The 19,137-nt window shown below is 31.6% G+C and carries 21 protein-coding genes and 1 tRNA gene; 11 read left to right on the top strand and 11 right to left on the bottom strand.

The features are described from left to right. Nucleotides 1-22 precede the first annotated feature (22 nt). From def to SIB45_RS03115, 5 genes are read left to right on the top strand one after another with little or no spacing between them, the layout of a single operon-like run. Nucleotides 23-628, top strand: a complete 606-nt coding sequence (def, locus tag SIB45_RS03135; RefSeq protein WP_011862107.1) for a peptide deformylase — start codon at nucleotides 23-25, stop codon at nucleotides 626-628. 4 nt (nucleotides 629-632) lie between these two features. Then, nucleotides 633-974 carry a histidine triad nucleotide-binding protein gene (locus tag SIB45_RS03130; protein ID WP_011862106.1) on the top strand — a complete coding sequence of 114 codons (342 nt, stop codon included), beginning with the start codon at nucleotides 633-635 and terminating at the stop codon, nucleotides 972-974. A 46-nt stretch (nucleotides 975-1,020) separates the two neighbouring features. Then, the gene (locus tag SIB45_RS03125; protein WP_011862105.1) at nucleotides 1,021-1,299 is read left to right on the top strand and encodes a hypothetical protein; all 279 of its coding nucleotides are present in this window, start codon (nucleotides 1,021-1,023) and stop codon (nucleotides 1,297-1,299) included. 42 nt (nucleotides 1,300-1,341) lie between these two features. After that, the gene (locus tag SIB45_RS03120; RefSeq protein ID WP_011862104.1) at nucleotides 1,342-3,324 is read left to right on the top strand and encodes an ABC transporter ATP-binding protein/permease; all 1,983 of its coding nucleotides are present in this window, start codon (nucleotides 1,342-1,344) and stop codon (nucleotides 3,322-3,324) included. Nucleotides 3,325-3,332: 8 nt separating this feature from the next. Beyond that, nucleotides 3,333-3,608 carry a chlorophyll a/b-binding protein gene (locus SIB45_RS03115; RefSeq protein ID WP_011862103.1) on the top strand — a complete coding sequence of 92 codons (276 nt, stop codon included), beginning with the start codon at nucleotides 3,333-3,335 and terminating at the stop codon, nucleotides 3,606-3,608. On the opposite strand, the gene SIB45_RS03110 is transcribed toward SIB45_RS03115, so the two are convergent. Together SIB45_RS03110 and psbX are read right to left on the bottom strand one after the other, a co-directional pair. Then, entirely contained in the window at nucleotides 3,609-4,538 is a 930-nt protein-coding gene (locus SIB45_RS03110) for a Ycf66 family protein (protein ID WP_011862102.1), read from the bottom strand. Between the two features lie 79 nt (nucleotides 4,539-4,617). Further along, nucleotides 4,618-4,803 (bottom strand): photosystem II reaction center X protein, encoded by a 186-nt coding sequence (gene psbX / locus SIB45_RS03105; RefSeq protein ID WP_011862101.1) that lies wholly within the window; start codon nucleotides 4,801-4,803, stop codon nucleotides 4,618-4,620. Nucleotides 4,804-4,893: 90 nt separating this feature from the next. Between psbX and SIB45_RS03100 the strand changes: the two genes are divergently transcribed. Continuing rightward, a complete protein-coding gene (locus tag SIB45_RS03100; RefSeq protein WP_011862100.1) occupies nucleotides 4,894-5,199 on the top strand; it encodes a YggT family protein in 306 nt (101 codons plus the stop codon). An 18-nt stretch (nucleotides 5,200-5,217) separates the two neighbouring features. Here SIB45_RS03100 and accC read toward each other — a convergent pair whose 3' ends face one another. Further along, nucleotides 5,218-6,567: an acetyl-CoA carboxylase biotin carboxylase subunit gene (accC, locus tag SIB45_RS03095; protein ID WP_011862099.1), complete on the bottom strand. Its 1,350-nt coding sequence runs from the start codon at nucleotides 6,565-6,567 to the stop codon at nucleotides 5,218-5,220. 259 nt (nucleotides 6,568-6,826) lie between these two features. On the opposite strand from accC, the gene SIB45_RS03090 reads away from it, so the two are divergent. Beyond that, nucleotides 6,827-6,908 (top strand) — tRNA-Leu (locus SIB45_RS03090). A 4-nt stretch (nucleotides 6,909-6,912) separates the two neighbouring features. Continuing rightward, complete coding sequence (locus SIB45_RS03085; RefSeq protein WP_011862098.1) at nucleotides 6,913-8,199, top strand: hypothetical protein; 1,287 nt, start codon at nucleotides 6,913-6,915, stop codon at nucleotides 8,197-8,199. A 3-nt stretch (nucleotides 8,200-8,202) separates the two neighbouring features. On the opposite strand, the gene SIB45_RS03080 is transcribed toward SIB45_RS03085, so the two are convergent. The 4 genes from SIB45_RS03080 to SIB45_RS03065 all read right to left on the bottom strand — a co-directional run bounded on the left by SIB45_RS03080 (nucleotide 8,203) and on the right by SIB45_RS03065 (nucleotide 13,563). After that, entirely contained in the window at nucleotides 8,203-9,270 is a 1,068-nt protein-coding gene (locus SIB45_RS03080) for a PRC-barrel domain-containing protein (protein ID WP_011862097.1), read from the bottom strand. A 45-nt stretch (nucleotides 9,271-9,315) separates the two neighbouring features. Beyond that, nucleotides 9,316-12,906: a chromosome segregation protein SMC gene (smc, locus tag SIB45_RS03075; RefSeq protein ID WP_011862096.1), complete on the bottom strand. Its 3,591-nt coding sequence runs from the start codon at nucleotides 12,904-12,906 to the stop codon at nucleotides 9,316-9,318. 76 nt (nucleotides 12,907-12,982) lie between these two features. Further along, complete coding sequence (locus SIB45_RS03070; protein ID WP_011862095.1) at nucleotides 12,983-13,345, bottom strand: hypothetical protein; 363 nt, start codon at nucleotides 13,343-13,345, stop codon at nucleotides 12,983-12,985. An 80-nt stretch (nucleotides 13,346-13,425) separates the two neighbouring features. Next, nucleotides 13,426-13,563: a hypothetical protein gene (locus SIB45_RS03065; protein ID WP_002806908.1), complete on the bottom strand. Its 138-nt coding sequence runs from the start codon at nucleotides 13,561-13,563 to the stop codon at nucleotides 13,426-13,428. A 188-nt stretch (nucleotides 13,564-13,751) separates the two neighbouring features. On the opposite strand from SIB45_RS03065, the gene SIB45_RS03060 reads away from it, so the two are divergent. Together SIB45_RS03060 and SIB45_RS03055 are read left to right on the top strand one after the other, a co-directional pair. Continuing rightward, nucleotides 13,752-14,213 (top strand): DUF883 C-terminal domain-containing protein, encoded by a 462-nt coding sequence (locus SIB45_RS03060; protein WP_011862092.1) that lies wholly within the window; start codon nucleotides 13,752-13,754, stop codon nucleotides 14,211-14,213. A 1-nt stretch (nucleotide 14,214) separates the two neighbouring features. Next, nucleotides 14,215-14,601 carry a phage holin family protein gene (locus SIB45_RS03055; protein WP_011862091.1) on the top strand — a complete coding sequence of 129 codons (387 nt, stop codon included), beginning with the start codon at nucleotides 14,215-14,217 and terminating at the stop codon, nucleotides 14,599-14,601. A gap of 1 nt (nucleotide 14,602) precedes the next feature. On the opposite strand, the gene SIB45_RS03050 is transcribed toward SIB45_RS03055, so the two are convergent. Both SIB45_RS03050 and SIB45_RS03045 read right to left on the bottom strand, forming a co-directional pair. Beyond that, nucleotides 14,603-15,727, bottom strand: a complete 1,125-nt coding sequence (locus tag SIB45_RS03050) for a THUMP domain-containing class I SAM-dependent RNA methyltransferase (RefSeq protein WP_011862090.1) — start codon at nucleotides 15,725-15,727, stop codon at nucleotides 14,603-14,605. Nucleotides 15,728-16,351: 624 nt separating this feature from the next. Further along, nucleotides 16,352-17,314: an aldo/keto reductase gene (locus tag SIB45_RS03045; protein WP_011862088.1), complete on the bottom strand. Its 963-nt coding sequence runs from the start codon at nucleotides 17,312-17,314 to the stop codon at nucleotides 16,352-16,354. A 149-nt stretch (nucleotides 17,315-17,463) separates the two neighbouring features. On the opposite strand from SIB45_RS03045, the gene SIB45_RS03040 reads away from it, so the two are divergent. Beyond that, complete coding sequence (locus SIB45_RS03040; RefSeq protein ID WP_011862087.1) at nucleotides 17,464-18,135, top strand: AAA family ATPase; 672 nt, start codon at nucleotides 17,464-17,466, stop codon at nucleotides 18,133-18,135. Nucleotides 18,136-18,479: 344 nt separating this feature from the next. Here SIB45_RS03040 and SIB45_RS03035 read toward each other — a convergent pair whose 3' ends face one another. Then, entirely contained in the window at nucleotides 18,480-18,635 is a 156-nt protein-coding gene (locus SIB45_RS03035; protein ID WP_011862086.1) for a hypothetical protein, read from the bottom strand. Nucleotides 18,636-18,675: 40 nt separating this feature from the next. Beyond that, the gene (locus SIB45_RS03030) at nucleotides 18,676-19,116 is read right to left on the bottom strand and encodes a hypothetical protein (protein ID WP_011862085.1); all 441 of its coding nucleotides are present in this window, start codon (nucleotides 19,114-19,116) and stop codon (nucleotides 18,676-18,678) included. Between the last annotated feature and the right edge of the window lie 21 nt (nucleotides 19,117-19,137).

Here is a 19,137-nt window from a genome sequence, read left to right as displayed (position 1 = left end):
AAGTAAAAACCTTTTTTTTAACGTGGCAAACCATTTTTCACAACTTGCAAAAAAGTCAAGAACAAATGGAAACGCAGAAAAAATTGCAAAAGAACAACCAGGTAAGCCGTCTCTAGACATTTATAAACTTGGTGATGATGTATTAAGACAAAATTCCAAAAGAATAACTAAAGTTGACGAATCGATTAGAAAACTTGCTAGAGAAATGCTTCAAAGCATGTATGCAGCTAAAGGAATTGGACTTGCTGCACCTCAAATTGGAATCAACAAAGAGCTTCTTGTCATAGACGTAAATTTTGAAGATTCAGCAGCAGAACCTTTAATATTAATCAATCCAGAAATTACAGACTTTGGAACAACCCTTAATTCATATGAAGAAGGCTGCTTGAGTATACCTGGCGTCTATTTGAATGTAGTAAGACCATCAACTATAAAATTAAAATTTAGAGATGAAATGGGACGGCCACGTAAAATGAAAGCAGATGGACTTTTAGCGAGGTGTATTCAACACGAAATGGATCACTTAAACGGAATATTATTTGTAGATAGAGTTACATCAAAAGATGATTTGAACAAAGAACTTTTAAAAGAAGGATTTAACGAAAAAGACGTTATCTCAATTAATTAATTTAATGACTGAAACAACAATATTTCAAAAAATCATTAATGAAGAAATACCCTGCGATAAGCTTTATGAAGATGAGTTTTGTATTGCGTTTAATGATATCCAGGCACAAGCTCCAGTACATTTTTTAGTTATTCCTAAAAAGCCAATAATCAGTTTATTAGAGTGTATTGAGCAAGATGCAAATTTATTAGGGCATTTACTTTTTGTTGGAAGCAAAATAGCTAAATCAAAAAATTTAACTAATTGGAGAACAGTAATTAACACTGGAGCAGAATCTGGACAAACAGTTTTTCATTTACATATTCATTTTTTATCTGGAAGAAAAATGAATTGGCCTCCGGGTTAAAACTCTCGAAAGAAATATTAATGGGTTATAAATAAATAAAAACAAAATGAATACTCCAGAGTCCTTAAATACAGAATCTAAAAATTTATTCAATTTAATTTCAAAAAATTGGGAAGAGCTAGATGATTCACTCAAAACTAAGTTAATAAAAATTTGGAACGTTTTAACTTATAAATGGCAATTACAAATTTTATTTAATTTACCTTTTCTACTATGGTGGGCATTAGATAAATCTTTTCCAAAAGTTCATGAATTTGATGCAACAATCTTGAATCATTTGAATTTACCTGACTGGGCACTTTCATTTATTGGCTTTGGTCAATAGACTGCTAAAAGTTATAATTTACTTCATAACACTAGTCTAGTAATGAATAAAGCAGTTAATAATAAATCCAAAATACTGTACCAATTGCAAAAATTAAGGAAGCTATCTCAGCCTTTTTTTCTTCCCATAGATCAATGTAATGGATTCCAATTCATATGGCTTTTGATTTCGCTTTTATTTTGTGTTGGTGGAGTAGTACTTGTAGGTCTTACAGGAATAATAAGTTTTTTTGAAAGCTTTCAACCAATTTTTCTTGAAAAGTATTTCGGAGGTGTAGTAAGTACTGTCAATTCAATTTGGTCTGGGAGTTGGGGATTGCTTTTCTCTACATTATTTCTAATTGGATCAGGAAGCTTTTTTAGCTTAAGACGTCAATTAAAAAACCGTAGATGGTTACATTGGTTATTCCTTGCGATAATTGTATTAATGCTTTTAGCTGTAAACGGAATAAACGCAGGTATTGGATTCATCGCAAGAGATTTAACAAATGCTTTAGTAGAAAAACAAGAGGATGGATTTTATCGGATATTGGGAATTTACGCTTGTTGTTTCGCTGTGGCTCTACCAATACGGGTTTCCCAAATATTTTTTACATATAAGTTAGGAATAATTTGGAGAGAATGGCTTTCAAAAAGTCTAGTCAAAGATTATATGACTAATAAAGCTTATTACCAGTTAAATCCCAATGATGAAGAACAAACCGATGTAGATAATCCCGATCAAAGAATCACAGATGATACCCGAGCTTTTACCGGGCAAAGTCTCTCTTTCACATTAGGTATTTTTGATGCCTTACTAACATTTTCACTCAATATTCTTATTTTATGGAGTATTAGTACAACACTTACTTTTTCTTTATTTGGTTACGCCGCATTTGCAACTTCTATACTCTTAATTGCTGGAAAAAATCTTGTAAAGATTGACTTTGATCAACTCAGATATGAAGCAGATTTTCGATATGGCTTAGTACATATTCGAGATAATGCTGAATCAATTGCCTTTTACTCTGGGGAGAGTCCTGAGCAAAGTGAAACTGAAAGACGATTAGGAGAAGTGGTGAGAAACTTTAATTTATTGATTATATGGAGAGTAATTATAGACGTAATGAGAAGATCCATTAATTATGCTGGAAATTTCTTTCCATATTTAATAATGGCAATCCCTTACTTTAAAGGTGATATTGATTATGGACGCTTTATTCAGGCAAGCTTTGCATTTGGAATGGTTGAAGGTTCGTTATTTTTCATTGTTAATCAAATCGAAGAACTTGCAAAATTTACTGCTGGTATTGGCAGATTAGAAGGATTCCAATCAAAAGTTGAATCCATTAGTCAAACCAACCCAACCAGCAATCAAAACGTTATTTCAGATTACCCCTCAATTCTTATTAATAATGCTGACCTTTGTCCACCAGGATCAAAAAAAACAATAATTAAAAATTTAAATTTGAGCATCAACAATAATCAATCACTTTTGGTAGTAGGACCATCTGGATGCGGGAAAACATCTTTACTAAGAATGATTAGTGGTTTATGGGAACCTGATCAGGGTGTAATTAAAAAACCAAAAATTGGGGAATTATTATTCATACCTCAAAAACCATATATGCTACTTGGTTCTTTAAGGGAACAATTATGTTATCCCACAGAAGTAAAGAAATTTAGTGATGAACATCTTACTTCTGTACTTCATGAAGTAAATTTAAAAACTTTGGTGGATCGGTATCCTAATCTTGATATCAAACAAGATTGGCCACGAATTCTTTCCTTAGGCGAGCAACAAAGATTGGCTTTTGCAAGACTATTACTAAATTCTCCAAGATTTGCAGTACTTGATGAAGCAACAAGTGCTTTAGATATTAATACTGAAAAAAAACTATATAGTTTACTTAAGGAAAGAGAACTTTCTCTTATTAGTGTTGGACATAGACCAAGCTTGAAAGATTTTCACGAGAATGTTTTAGAATTAAATGGAAACGGAGACTGGAAATTATTGACGTCTGATAAGTATAATTTTAAGGATTAACAAAAAAAATGAATTCGAAAGAAGAACAAACTAACTCAGAAGTCACTAATCTAGAGAATGAGAGTTTTATCGAACAGCAGAAAGAACCAAATAATATCAATGAACAAATTGGAGATAATCAATTAGATGAAAAATCGATAGAAATTAAAGATGAATATAAATTTGGATGGAGTAGTTATTCTGAAAAAACTAATGGAAGATTTGCAATGATTGGCTTTCTTTCAATAATATTGATTGAACTATTTAGTAAACAATCGTTTTTAAAATGGGCAGGAATCCTATAATTAATCATCAAATCTAGAACTGTTATCTCTGGGTTTTTTCTTGTTTGTTCCAACGTTATATCTACTATTTTGATTTTTTGAACTTGATCTAGCTGAAGAGCTTACTCTACGAGACTCTCGTGGTTTTTTAGCTTGATTAGCATCTTTAAATGAAGCATCTTCCACTTGAGCTGTTGAAGCTTGCTGCCTAATAGGGGAACCAGTAGGTTTCTTTCTTAATGGAGAAGAATCAGCAGGAGGAGAGATATTATCTTGTCTAGAAACTCTACGATTCATTCTGGGTCTTGACCCTGTTTTCACTTCATCGCGAGATAAATTTCTTCTTTCACCAAAGTTATTTGTTTCTGGTTGTTTCCTATTTCTATCTTCAGAAGTCTGTCTTGTCCTTCTTAAAGGCTCGTCATTTTCAAACTGACTTATCTCCCTTATAGATGGCCTACTTCTACTTGCTGCAGAAGAGGGTATTGCTCTTGAAACATTCCTCCTACGAGATCTACCCTCCTTATAGTCTTCTTCAAATTCATCTTCTTGGGGTTTAAATCTTCTAGATGGTCTTTCCGATTCTTCAAACCTATCATAATCGTCATTAAATCGACCTCTAGAATTTCTTGGAAGATCAGAAATAGGATCATCGTCAAAATAAGATGACCTTCTAGCTTGATCAGTAGCAACTCCCCTCAATCGCACACTTTCATACGCGAAAAAAACTGTAGTTCCTGCTAATAAAAACTGACCAAACTGAAGGATGGGATCTAACCTCCAGCCTTGAAAAAATAATATTCCTCCACACAAAAGTCCAATTGCTGCGAAGAAAACATCATAATCCCGCGCCAAAGCAGGCTTAAAGGACCTCAAAAAATAAAGGCCTCCTCCACATACCGCGAGAACTATACCAACAATACTGGCCCAATTGAGACTAGCATTGACCACATTCTTTCTCCAAAAATTTATTTTTAAAGGGTTACTTATATCCCCTATATATATAGTGTACTTAAAACTTTTACAAAAACTAGCGTCTTCCGGTAGAAGTACGATCGAGGGAATCTTTCTGGCTGACAAAAATCAAAAATGCAGTGGCTGGAATAACGATAAGTAAAGCAGCAGCAATAAAACTGCCTATCATTCCCACTGCGGAATTATTTGCAACTTCAGCAGAAAAATCTGCTGCTAGTAATAAATTTGAGATTTGAAGCACTTTTTAAATATTAAATTCTCAATTTATAATACGAATTAAATACGTTTCAATGGGTTATTTATTAAGATGAGTTAAATAATTGTGATTTCCTTGCTTGTAAACTCTCTTCAAATTTTAGATATTAGTTTAGGAATTTCTCTTTCATATCTAACTATAGTTTTTCTAATAAGATTAATACTTACTTGGTACCCAAAAATTGAATTAAGTAAAGGTTTATGGTTATTAATTTCAATACCATCAAGCTCTATTCTTAATTTAACAAGAAAACTAATTCCTCCTATTGGAGGCGTTGATGTTGGACCCGTAATTTGGATCGGAATTATAAGCTTTTTAAGAGAAATATTAGTCGGTCAGCAAGGGCTTATAAAACTTGCATTGCATACAAATATTTCATAAAAATCTTTTAATTTTTTCTCAGTAATTCGGCAATAATTCTTCTTCTACATATTTAGTATGAATCTTACCTTGCTTAAATTTAGACTTATTCAGTAAGGTTAGATGAAAGTTAATTGTTGTAGGAATACCAGTTACTGCACATTCATTTAAAGCCCTATTCATACGTTTAATTGCAGTATTACGATCCTTTCCCCATACTATTAATTTACCAATTAATGAGTCATAGAAAGGAGGGATTTCATAGCCTGTATAGACATGACTATCCACCCTTACACCAGGGCCACCAGGAGGAAGCCACCCAGTTATTTTTCCGGGTGATGGTCGAAAATTGTGAGAAGGATCTTCAGCATTGATTCTACATTCAATGGCATGACCGTTTAAATGAATATCATCCTGATTAAATTCCAAGTTTGCTCCGCTTGCGATTTTAATTTGCTCAGCTATTAAATCAACTCCTGTAACCATTTCAGTAACAGGATGTTCAACTTGAATCCTAGTATTCATCTCCATAAAATAAAAATTATCATCATCATCTACTAAAAATTCAACTGTCCCCGCCCCTTCGTAGCCAATACTTTTTGCAGCAGCAATCGCTGCGTTTCCCATTTTTTTTCTTAGCTCAGTATTAATTGCAGGACTAGGAGACTCCTCTAGTAACTTCTGATGTCTTCTTTGAACTGAACAATCTCGCTCTCCTAAATGAACAACATTACCCGACCTGTCGGCCAAAATTTGAATTTCTACATGTCTTGGCTTCTTTATAAATTTCTCCATATATAAACCATCATTACCAAAAGCTGCTTCAGCTTCGCCTTGAGCTGCTTTAAACATTTTTTCTAGATTATCAGAGTTTTCAACCAGCCGCATACCTCTTCCACCTCCTCCAGCAGTGGCTTTAATAATTACCGGATAGCCAATATCATCTGCCAATTTATAAGCCTCATCAACATTTGATAACAAGCCTTTACTACCAGGTACTGTTGGAACTCCAACTGCCTCCATAGTTTCTTTAGCTGTAGATTTATCTCCCATAGATCTAATAGCTTTAGGAGATGGGCCAATAAAAACTATGCCGTGATCATTACACATCTCAGCAAATTTATCATTTTCCGCAAGAAATCCATAACCAGGATGAATAGCATCAACTCCTCTCGATGTAGCAGCAGCAAGTATATTTGGAATATTTAAATAACTCTTATTACTTAATGAATCTCCTACGCAAACCGCCTCATCAGCAAGCTGAACATGCAATGCTTTTTTATCTACAGTGCTAAAAACTGCAACGGTTGCAATACCTAGTTCTCTACAACTTCTGACAATTCGTAAAGCTATTTCTCCACGATTAGCAATTAAAACTTTTTCAACCATTATGAAAATTAAATTGAAGAAATGAAATGACTTAAAATAAAAAATTATTTGCCAAAGTATTCAACAAAATTTTTTAGTGATCAGAGGACATTTTTTACAATACAACCTAAAACGTTATATATGTATAAATATTTGTTTTATGCAATAGAAAAATTATTCATCATATTCAAAAAACTCTTTTCGAACTAAATCCTTAATTCAGCCAATAATGTATGATATTTTTAAGGTTTCAGCATCCCCCGGCTGCTAAAAACCCTTTGCGGACGTGGCGGAATTGGTAGACGCGCACGTCTAAGGAGCGTGTGGCTTCGGCCTTGCGAGTTCAAGTCTCGCCGTCCGCATTTAATGTATTCTGGCTTAACTGCAATGAAAAAAGAATCAGTTGCAGTAGTTATAATTTCCAATGGTCCTGGTGAATTAACTACATGGGTAAATCCTGTAGTGGATGAGCTAAACAAAATAAATAAATCACTAAGTGATGAAGATAAACAAGATTTCACTCTTAGGTTAGTCCTTGTTCCTTGCCCAAATGCCACTGGTAAAGAATTTTTAGTTGCAAATTCATGGAATAAATTCGAATTAATTACAAAATCCAAAAGTTTTTGGAAATTATTAATAAAGCCAAATTCTTTTGCTGATTGGCCAAAAAAAGGGATAGTTATTTTCCTTGGTGGGGATCAATTTTGGAGCATTTTATTAGCTAAAAGATTAGGTTATTTAAATATCACATATGCTGAATGGGTTTCTAGATGGCCTAATTGGACCAATGAAATTGCTGCTATGAATGAAAAAGTAAAAGAGTTAATACCTAAAAGATATAAATATAAATGCAAAGTAATTGGCGATTTGATGGCAGATATCAAACTTAATAGCAAAATATCACTAAGAAATAAAGAAAAACACTACATTGCATTATTGCCTGGTTCTAAGAAAGCAAAGCTTTCTATTGGAATTCCTTTCTTCTTAGAAGTTGCAGATCATATCGCTAAAGAAAATCAAAATATAAATTTTATAATCCCCATTGCACCAACCACTGATAAAAGTGAATATTTATTTTTTCAAAGCAACAAAAATCCAATTGCTAAATATTACTCATCAAAAATCAAAACAATTAAAAACTTCAAAGACTCTAGTTTTGATTATGTAATTGAAACATCAAAAAAAACAAAGATTTATCTAATCAAAAAACATCCTTGCTATGAAATATTAAAAGAATGTGATCTTGCAATTACAACTGTAGGAGCAAATACTGCAGAATTAGCAGCAATTAGTCTTCCAATGTTAGTTGTTCTGCCAACTCAACATTTAAATATGATGAACGCTTGGGATGGTATTTTTGGAGTAGTTGGAAAAATTTCATTCATAAATAGATTCCTAACTTTTATAATTAAAAATTTCTATTTTAAAAAAAAGAAGTTTTTTGCTTGGCCAAATATTAAAGCTAAGAAAATGATTGTCCCTGAAAGGATAGGTAATATTTCGACAATAAAAATTGCAAGAGAAGTATTATTTCTTATTAAAAACAGAGATCAATTAAAAAGTATTAGGGATAATCTAAATAAAGAAAGAGGCAATAAAGGTGCTGCAAAAAAGCTTGCTTCTATAATTGTTGATTCAATAAAAAAACTTTAACAATTACCAGGGATCATCAATTTCAAACTTTTCTGATTTTTTATTATCTTGAACTAAATTTTGTTCGTTCATTGGTTCAATATCTAAAGTTTCAGTTGCATTTTGAATTGGTCTTTTCGAAGCTAAATTAGTAGTTGATTTTTGTTTTTGCTTTAAATCAATATTGTTTTTTTCATTTATTTGATTAACACTATTTTGATTCTGGATCTGATCAGAATCATCATTTTCCATGTATAGCTTTTTTCTATAATTTATTTCTTCTTCAGAACCCTTTATTTCAACATATTCAAGTTCATCTTCATAATCATCTTCATAATCATCTTCATAATCATCTGCATAATCATCTTGTTCAACAACTTCTTCATATTCCTCGACCAAATTGTTTTGCTGTTCTGATTCAGAACCTGAAAGTAACTGATTCTCAACAGGTACAAGATTTGCTGAGTATCCATTTACTTCCCTTTCATCCCATGAAGAACCCCCGACTCCAAGTTTCTCAAGTAGTCCACTACTTAGTTGCTTCAATTTCTCTTCCGCACCTTCATAAACAATAATCCTATCGGTACCACTACTTACAATTTCCTCAACAGGTATTTCCCAAGTACTTAAAACTCCTTCTCCTAAAAGCGGAACACCAACAGCACCCATAACAAGAGATATCAAATCCCCAGTCTCAATATCAAAAGAAAAGCCAAGAACTCTTCCCAGAAGTTGTCCAGATTCTGTAATCACTTGACAATTAATTACCTTCCCATACCTTTCTGGAGAAAAACTTTCACTCAAAGAATCTAGGGAGTTAACTAATATGACATCTCCAACTTGCTTTATACTTTCTAAAGGCATCCATTTTGGCAAACCTGGTAAAAATCTTGTAAGTGGATTATCTCTTAGTCCCAAAGCGACAACCTCTCTTCTATCAATATCAACAACAACTTCGCCAACTACGCCTAGCCGCCTTCCAGTATCAGTAGTTATCACTTGTGTTCCCATTAATTCTGACCTTAACCATAAACGTTCACTAGGAACCGAGTTAGGGAGATTCTTATTAGCAGATGTGTTAGACAAGCTCATAAATTTCTTTTTATCATTCTGACGTATAAATTTAAAAAAGTGTGTTTATGCAGCATTTGGTAACCCAAGAACTTGAGTATTAGCACCTCTTGCTTGCGCAACCCCAATTGTTCGTTCAGATGCACTAATCATAGGCCTTCTATGACTTACGACTATAAATTGAGCATTTGAGGACTGATTTGATATTAATTTTGACAACCTTTCAACATTAATACCATCTAAAAAACTATCAACCTCGTCTAATGCATAAAAAGGTGAAGGCTTATACTTTTGCAAAGCAAATAAAAAACTTAAAGCAGTTAACGATTTTTCACCACCAGACATTGACGCTAATCTTCTGACATTTTTTCCCTTGGGATGAGCCACTAAAGTTAATCCTCCTTCTAAAGGAGAATTAGGATTTTCAAGTTGAAGAAATCCATCTCCATCAGATAAATTTGCAAAAATTTCTCTAAAATGTCTATCAACTTCTGTAAATGCTTGCATAAAAGCTTCTTGACGCATCGTAGATACAGTTTCTATTCTCAACAATAATTCAGATCTTTCATTAGATAGAATTTCTAATTTTTCTCGCAAACCATTTAATCTCTCAATTAATTCTTCTAATTCATCAAGAGCCAACATATTGACAGGTTCTAAGCTTTCTAATTTTGCATTTATAATCGAAATTTCTGATTGCAAAGATTCAAGACTCTTCCCTTCATATTCTCCAAACTCCGGGGAAGGATTAGGTAGATCTCTTTTATAATTTTCTAATTTTATTTTCTCGCTCCTCATCTCTTCTTTAAGGGTATGCATATCCCTTTCAAGATATTCAAGCTTTAACAGATAGTTATTATATTCTTGCCTTTTATTTGAAATTGAAGAGTTTAATTCATCTCTTTTCCTTCTCAATAAACCTAAATTCTTCTCTAGAGAATTTTTTTGATTATCAAGATCTGAAAGTTCTTTTTTAAATTGATCTCTTTTTTCTAGCCATTCACTATGAGCAGTTGCGAGTTGTTTAATAGATTCCTGCAAGTTTTTTTCTTGTAGTAGAGTAATTTTTAATGAATTATTGATACGCTCTTTATTTAAAGCAAATTGATTCTTTTTATCTAGTAATGTATTTCTCTCTTTAATAAGTAATTCAAGTTTTTTATCAAGATTATTAAAATCGTCATTAAAAGCTATTAATGATGATTTTTGATTTTTTTCATAATTTGCCTTTTGAATGGTTTGTAGTTGATCAAACTTATCGTAATAAGGCTTCAATTGATTTTTTAAATGCCCTAACTCGTTAACTAATAAATTATTAGCAATATCAAGTTTTTTTAATCTCGATTTACAATCCTCAATTCTTTGCGAGACAGCTTTAAGTGAATCTTGATTTACTTCAATTTCTTTATTAAATGAGGCACAATCCTCAATTATTTGACTGCGGTTAGAATTTAATGTATTAAGTCTATTATTTTTTAGTATCAAATCATTATTTGACTCTTTTAAAGCTTCTTCGATAACTAATAATCTTTCTTTTATAGGACTGGAATCATCAATTTCATTATTAGTTCCAAACCTATAAGCCAAATCTTTATTTAACTTACTGCCTCCTGTAATAGCACCACTTGCTTCTAATAATTCACCACTTAAGGTAACCAACCTATTTTTTTGTGTAGATAACCTAGCTGAGGATAAGTCTGAAAAAACCAAAGTATCTCCAAAAACATATCGAAAAACATCTGAATAAACTTCATCAAAAGTAATTAGATTAATAGCTTTATCAATAAATCCATTCTCCCTATGATTTTCAAATCTTGAAATTACATAATTCTTTTTTTGACTTTTAATTCTATTTAAAGGTAAAAAAGTTAATCTTCCCGCTTTCTTCTTTTTAAGAATTTCAATTGCTTTTGCAGCAATATGATCATTATCAACAACAATTTGTCCTAACCTATTTCCAGCAGCAATTTCTAATGCATATCTATTTTTCTCACTGACCTCTCCAAGTTGAGCTACATAACCATGTATACCTTCTAACCCTGCCTCTAAAAGAATTCTGAGAGCATATGAACCTCTAGATTCGTTTAAAGCTTCTTTCCTGCTTTCGAATCTAGATAAATCTTTTTCAAGCCTTAATTGCTCGTTATTTAGCCTTGATTTAGTTTTAATTAATAAATCGATTTCATTTTTTAAAGAATTAATTTCTGCGCTATTACTTGCTAAATTTTTATTCTTTGTATCGGATGTCTCTTTTTTTCTTTGATTTCCCTTAAAAATTTTCTGCTCTTCTAAGTCTAAGGATTCGATCTGTGACAATATCTCATCCTTTTGAATATTATTTTGAATAGTCTCTTCTTCAATTTTCCTTTTTTTTATTTCCAAAGGATTAATTTGATTTTTTATACTTTCAAGCTCAGCATTTAATTTGATACTTTGTTTTGAGAATTCTCCAGATTCTCCAGCCGCATCAGAAAGTTTTTTTCTGGATAATTTGTGTTTTAAAGTGAGATCATCAATTTGCAAGTTCAATTGATTTAAAAAATTATCATCGAAATTTTCTTGTCTAATCTTTTCTGACTCAATATTCCTCTTAGAAATTGAAATTTCATCTCTCTGTTTTTGTAATTTAATACCTTCTTCTTTATTCAGAATTGATATCCTATCAAGTTCTCTCAAGTTAGAGTTAATACTTCCAATATCAGAATTAACTTTTATTAAAGTATCCTCTCCTTTCTCCTTCAGCTCATCAACTAGTATTTTCAAAGCATCTTCTAAAACTGATATTTCATTACTAATAGATGCTTTTTGTTTATTAAATAAGATTTTATTTTTTTCAATTTCACTTTCTTTTTTTTCTATAGATTCAACATGCTTAACTTGTTTTTCAAAAATAAGAACTTTCTCTAATTCCATTATTTGTTGTAGTTTTGCCTTTAACTCTTTATATCGCTTTGCTTTTTCACATTCTTTTTCAAGCTTATTCTTACTAGATTGCAATTCATTTTCTAAAATTTCACATCTTTCTTGTCTTTCAAAAACGTCATTTAATTTTGCATTAGTTTGTTCTATTCTTGTATCAAAAAGTGCGACTCCTGCTAATTCATCAATAAGATTTCTCCGCTCCTTATTATTCATTGATACTATTCTTGTTACATCACCCTGCATAACAACATTGCTGCCCTCAGGATCAACACTAATATCTCTTAATATTCTCTGTATTTGTTGCAAGGTACATTGTTTTCCATCAGACGTATAAGTAGAAGCATAAGAACCCCCTGGCATAAGCCTTAATTTTCTAGAAACTACCCATTCTTTTTGACCTTTATTAAGGCCAATTTCTTCTTCTTCTAGTTCCAAAGGCGGAAGATCTTCTCTGGGAAACCAATCTTGAATATTAAATTTTACCGATACAGATGTTTCTGATGACTTACCCTCTTTAACTTTGGAGTTATTTATTAGATCTGGTAATCTTTCAGCCCTCATCCCTCTACTATTGGATAAACCTAAACAGAATAAAATTCCATCTAAAATATTACTTTTTCCAGAACCGTTAGGACCCGTAACCACCGTAAAACCTTCTTCAAGAGGAATTTTTACATTTCCCCCAAAAGATTTAAAATTTTCAAACTCGACCTGATTGATATGTACCAATCTCAAGTCTCAATAACTAAATAAGAATAACTAATTTGCAAAGATTCTCAATAGAAATATTACGTTTATTTATAAATGAATATTAATAATTTTTACTCAATCTACAAGAATTACCCGAAATTTCAAACAAACCACAAAGAAGTTCACCATCCAAAATGAATCGATAAAATTCAGGGTCGAACTTATCAGAAACATTTTTAAATATTCCATGATCAATTCTTTTTACAAACCCTCTATTATCAGAAAGTTCATGTTCTATCCGGGATAGCCATACCAGTCTATGATTTGGCTGCTTAGAAATTTCTATAGAAGCTTTATTTAATAAAGGTAATTTTAAAAATTTCCAAGTTAAACAATCTATGCCATTTTCGACAAGAAAATCATAATGAATATCAAAAGAGTTAGCAGAATAAACTTTATGTTCAAGCAAAACCCATTTATTCATTATCTAGTTGATAAATAAATCGAATCTATTTTCAAAAAAGTTGAGTTAAAATATATTTTCTTAAAGATTATTCCTGTAATTTAATTACTTGCATCAGGAACAAATCTTAAAGCAATGAATAGCAAACTGCCGGCTCCAGCAATAGCTGCAGCTACTAATCCAAAATCTGTAGGGATTGTGCGAGATGCAAAAATTAATGATGCAAATGTAATATCCATGATGAAATTTAAACTCATTTAATAAATTCAGTAATAGCTTAACAAAACCTTCTTACAGAACTGAGTAGATAAATAAAATGTAAATAAACTTTTATATGTTTTTATTTTATATAAATCGCACAAATCTTTAGATAAGGGTTCCAAATTAAGAAAATAGGGTCTAATCTTAAAATAAATAAGACTAAATAATGGAGACCTACCATCCTCCCAAAGAAGTAGAAGAAAAAGAAGATAACCCTGAACTTCCTGAAAAAGAAGTTATCTCGGAAAAATGGTTTTTTGAAAAAATTGACAGTTTAATACCTTTAATAAAAGAAAAATGGCCTAACATTGCTCAGCAAACCCTTGAAGCCACTAAAGGGAGTATTGATGATTTAGTTGAAGTGATAGCTAGCCATAGTGGAACATCAGCAATTGGAATAAAACGCCAACTATTTGAAATCATTGATTCAATAAAAGAAAACAATTGGGAAATATCAGAAAAAATTGAACCTATCGAAAGTCAATTAGAAGAGTTATTAGAGGAACTTAACAATACTCTTAGACCAAAAATAGAAAGTCCAATAAGGAAAAAACCACTATTATCTATTGCTATTGCAGCTGGTATTGGTTTATTAATAGGAACTCTCCTAAACAGTGGAAGGAAATAATATGGAAAAACCCAATAACAAAAACTTTGCAAACACAGCTTCTAGAATTTCGGCTATCGCAAGTTCAGTAATGGATTTGCACGTCAGAATAGCTCTACAAGAAGTAGATAGAGAAAAAAGAAGATTAATTAGTGGTGGAATATTTCTGGCAGTTGGAAGCACATTACTATTATTAGTACTAATTTGCATCCATATTATTTTTTATCTATTTCTAAAAAATTATAATAACTGGAATATTGAATATAATTTATTGCTAATAATATTTATCGATTTATTTCTTGCAGGTATAAGTTTGAAGCTTGGAGGAAAATTAGCCAAAGGACCATATCTTCCTCAAACACTAGAGGGTTTAGGCAAGACGACAAAAGCCGTTTTAGGCAAAAAATAAATTACCTAACTAAATACTTTATCCATCTACAATCTATCCCTCCATTACTAACAGGAATTTTCAATGAGGATTTCATTTTCAAATATTTTGTTAGTTTTGGATTTCCACTAAGCAACCAAAATTCCCAACCTGAAAAATTATTCTTTAGGAAGATTCCCATTTGTTCATATAAACAAATTAATTCATTTTCATCGCCTAATTTTTTGCCGTATGGAGGATTACATATGATTATCCCAGGTGTGCAATTTAATTGCAGTGCTAAAAAATTATTATTTATAAGCTCAATATAATTTTGGAGTCCAGCTAATGATATGTTTACATTCGCCTGCTGAAAAACTTTTTTATTAATTTCGCACCCTATTATTGTTGGTAATTTTTCATAATTTATAATTTTATTTTTTGCCTTATTTTTTTCATTAAGATAAATATCTTTCCTAAAGTCCAACCAATTCTCAAAAAGATATACTTGATCAATATTTATGGGAACTCCAAGGAATTGGTTGACTGCCTCAATTAAAAAAGTTCCTGAGCCACACATTAAATCTATTAAGGGAACTTTACCATTCCATTGAGTCATATTTATCAATCCAGAAGCTAAATTTTCTTTTAATGGAGCATTTCCAATTGCGGGTCTATAGCCTCTTTTGTGTAAGCTTTCTACGCTGCTTTGAAGACTGAGAATTGCTTTATTATTATTTAAATGCAGATGAATTATAAAATCAGGATTATCTAGAGAAATATTTGATCTTTTGTTCCAAACTGCCTCTTGCAAATCAGTTATAGAATTTTTTACTTCAAGAGCAGTGAAATGAGTATGACTTAAAGAAGATGTTCTCCCAGTCACTTGAACATTAAACGTTTTATCAAAGTGCAACCAATTTAACCAATCAAATGAATCTCTAACCCCTTCATATAAAGATTGCTTGTCATAGCAATTAAAACTTGCAATTTCTCTATAAAAACGAAAAGCTAATCTGGAATAAAAATGAACTCTATAAAAAGTTTCAAAATCACATTCAAAATTAATAAATCTTTTGTAAGTATTAATATTAGAGCCGCCTAAATTTAAAATTTCTTCAGCTAAAGTTTTCTCTAGTCCCTCCGGAGCTGATGCCACTACATTCATATACTATAAAACTTAATAAAAAAACTATTCAATAACCATTTTGCCTGTCAGAATATAAATGTCCAATTGGACTAGGTGATCTCAACCGATGTTTCGGACAGCGGTTCGATTCCGCTCAACTCCACTATTTGGGGTTGTAATGGTTTCGACGGGGCATAAGGAAGGTGACTGAAGCCGGCTCGGTTAGAGCAAAAACACAAATGCTAACAAAATCGTTAGTTTCTCCCGTCAAACAGCACCAGTTGCTGCTTGATCCTAAAGGAGATGGGGTTATATCAGCCTTATCAACCAAATGATACGAGGAGTCTGGAAGGACTCCACTTTTTTCAATAAAGAAGTTGTAGTAGATAATTTATTATTGTGTAAATATTGCTGCACTTGCTTGTATTAAAAAGAATTTTTTCAATTCTATAAGTATAAATACTGAGAAGATAAATTTTAAATTAATTTATCTTATTAAAAAATCCAATCTTGCAAAATGGGATCTAATAAAAAACTAAATGACTTGATAATAAATCTCAAACCAAAAGTTATTAGATTCACTGGTGAAAAATTTCCCAATGAACTATGGAATAGTGGTTGTCAAATAAAAAAAAATAAAAAAATATCTAGCTAAAAATTTGATTAATTACTCGAAAAAGGATTTTTCGGCATTTTTTTTAAACATTTTTGTGAAACTTCTTGGAGTACTTTAAATTCATTTTTATCTAAATTCCAATTAAATACATTCGATATATCTACAACTTGAGATTTTTTTCTCATTCCAACGAGTGGGATAGTTCCTTGATAACAACACCAATTAATTGCTACTTGTGCTTGGGAAACTGACCTTTGATCAGCAATTCTTTTTAGGCACCTCCGTAATTCATATGTTGGTTTTTTATAGTTTTTAAATAACGCATTACGAATAAAACTTTTTTCTTTATTGTCTTCTTTGTCTGGATCAATACAAAGTATCCCAAAAGACAAAGGACTATAAGCAAAGAAATCAATATTATTTTCTTCACAAATTTTTTTTACCTGATATTTTTTTCCTAAATCGGGAGCAAGCAAAGAAAATTGTATCTGAACACTTTTTAGGCTCTGATTTCTTGTTGCTAAGAAATTAATTAATTTCGCCAATCTTTTTGGGCCTATGTTTGATAAACCGATTTGAAAATCAAAGCCTTCATCTTTTAAATCACAAAGATTATTCAACAGTCCTAATTCCTGCCAAGGATTATATTTTGCAGTTGACCAATGTAATTGCACTATATCTAATTTGTTATTAAGTCTCTCTAAACTCTTCAAAAAAGGTTTATTAAAACCTCTGTTACCTATTCTCCAGGGATAAGGTGCAAGTTTGGTTGCTATTTGAATTCTTTTTTTCTTTTCTGAAGGAGTATTTAGTAAAAATTTGCCTATCAACAATTCACTTCTACCCTGAAGATTCCCAGTACCGTAAGAATCTGCAGTATCTATTAGATCGAAACCTCTTTGTAACGCTTCATTATATGTCTCACGTAAATCATCGTCATTTGTAGATTGGTAATTCCAAAAAAGCTTATTCCCCCACGACCAAGTACCTAATCCAATTCTTTTCTTCACTAGACAATTTAATTAAGGAACTTTATAAGGTTATCTAAAATATTAGCTTCTTTAAAATATTTCAAAAAATAAGTTTTAAAGCATTAAAAATCAATTTCTCTTGACATTAAGAAATTATTCTCCAAAGTAAGAGAAATAAAAATAAAAAATTGTTCATTACCGTTTGCGGACAAAAAGGGGGTGTAGCCAAGACCTGCACAAGTATTCACCTTGCTAGTGTTTGGCATTCTGAAGGTAAAAAAGTTTGCATAGTCGATGCCGACAAGAATAGATCTGCTTTGGCATACGCATCAAGAGGCAATCTTGAATTCCCAGTTTTCCCCGTCAGTTCAGCTGCTAAAGCATCAAGATCATCAGAAATTGTAATAACTGATGGCCAGGCTAGCAGTGATCAAGAGGAACTTAAACACTTAGCGTATGGTTCAGATTTAGTTATCTTACCTACAACTGCAAAAGCAAGATCAGTAGAATTAACTGTTGAACTAGCTAATTTATTAAGCAACTTAAAAGTTAATCATGCAGTAGTAATAGTAAAAGTTGACTTTAGACAGCAAAAAGCAGCTCAACAAGCCAAAGCAGCTCTAGAAAATTTTGGTTTGTATGTTTTTGATACATTTATACCTTTACTTTCAGCATTTGATAAAGCAGAAGCCTCGGGCAATGCTGTATTTGAAGCTGTAGACGATTTAGGCAGATCAGATCCACGTCGAATGACGGGCTGGTCTGCTTATTGTTCAATTGCCTCACAAATTCCATGCCTGATTTCGAAGCCCTCATCCGACACCAACAACTTACACAACCAAAAACTAATCAGCGCTTAAAAGTAGTTGATTCTCCTAATTTTGAAGATGAAAAAAAAGAAGAAGCAGTAATTAAACAATCTGGATTATTAGTTAATTTTTTTGGAGGTTTTATAGGCTCTGTAATTGGAACTTTAACAATACTGTTTCTTTATATGAATGAATATCTACCATTAGATTTACTAAAACTTAAGTAGTATATTCACTATTGATACATATATAATCCCAAATCCATTGGTATCACTGAGTTCTTACCCACAAAATTAGTGTTATATAGGTGTTACAAACCTTTTTTCACAGGGTCAAACCAATTGGTATCACTGAACTAGTGTTATAAAAGTGCTACAAGGGAATTAATTTAAATATTATTTTCTCTTAAATAAATCTTGTATTACATAAACATCTTCAGCACTTGGATACTTTTGTTTAAAAATACTTATTGCACTATTTGGAGATAGAGCAAATAAATTTAATTTGATTCTATAAGTATCAACTAAGCCAGAGATTAAATACTTTTTCATTATGAATAGGCTTGCTTAATTAATAAATAACATCAATTAGTTAACTTGCTTTTTTTTCTGCCTCTATCTCGTAAAATTTTTCATCCTCTTTAATTAAATAAACACTTATTTTTTTATGTGCTTTTTTATCAAAATATCCAGTTCGCTGATCTATAGAAAAACGACTAGTTGGAATATCTCCAATCCAATTTAAGTAATTGATTACCTCTGAATCAATAGAAATATATTTGTACTCTTTGTTGATATAACTCATCCAATCAAAATGATCGATAGAAACGGTTATGTCAAAGACATATCCGTTGTAATCACCTATACACCAACCTGCTGATATAGAGCATCCTACTGGAGGTATTCTTGGAATATAAATCTGTACTGGACTATTTACTATCCAATTAAAAAAGTTTTTTCTTTCAGGTTCTTTGATAGAAGAATTACCGATCCAGGTCTCAAATTCTTTTCTTTGTAAAGGATGAACCAACATTAAAAAATATTCAATATTTAT

Source organism: Prochlorococcus sp. MIT 1304, from assembly GCF_047305015.1.
Lineage (GTDB): Bacteria > Cyanobacteriota > Cyanobacteriia > PCC-6307 > Cyanobiaceae > Prochlorococcus_A > Prochlorococcus_A marinus_E.
This window is presented reverse-complemented; position numbering and strand designations above follow the sequence as displayed.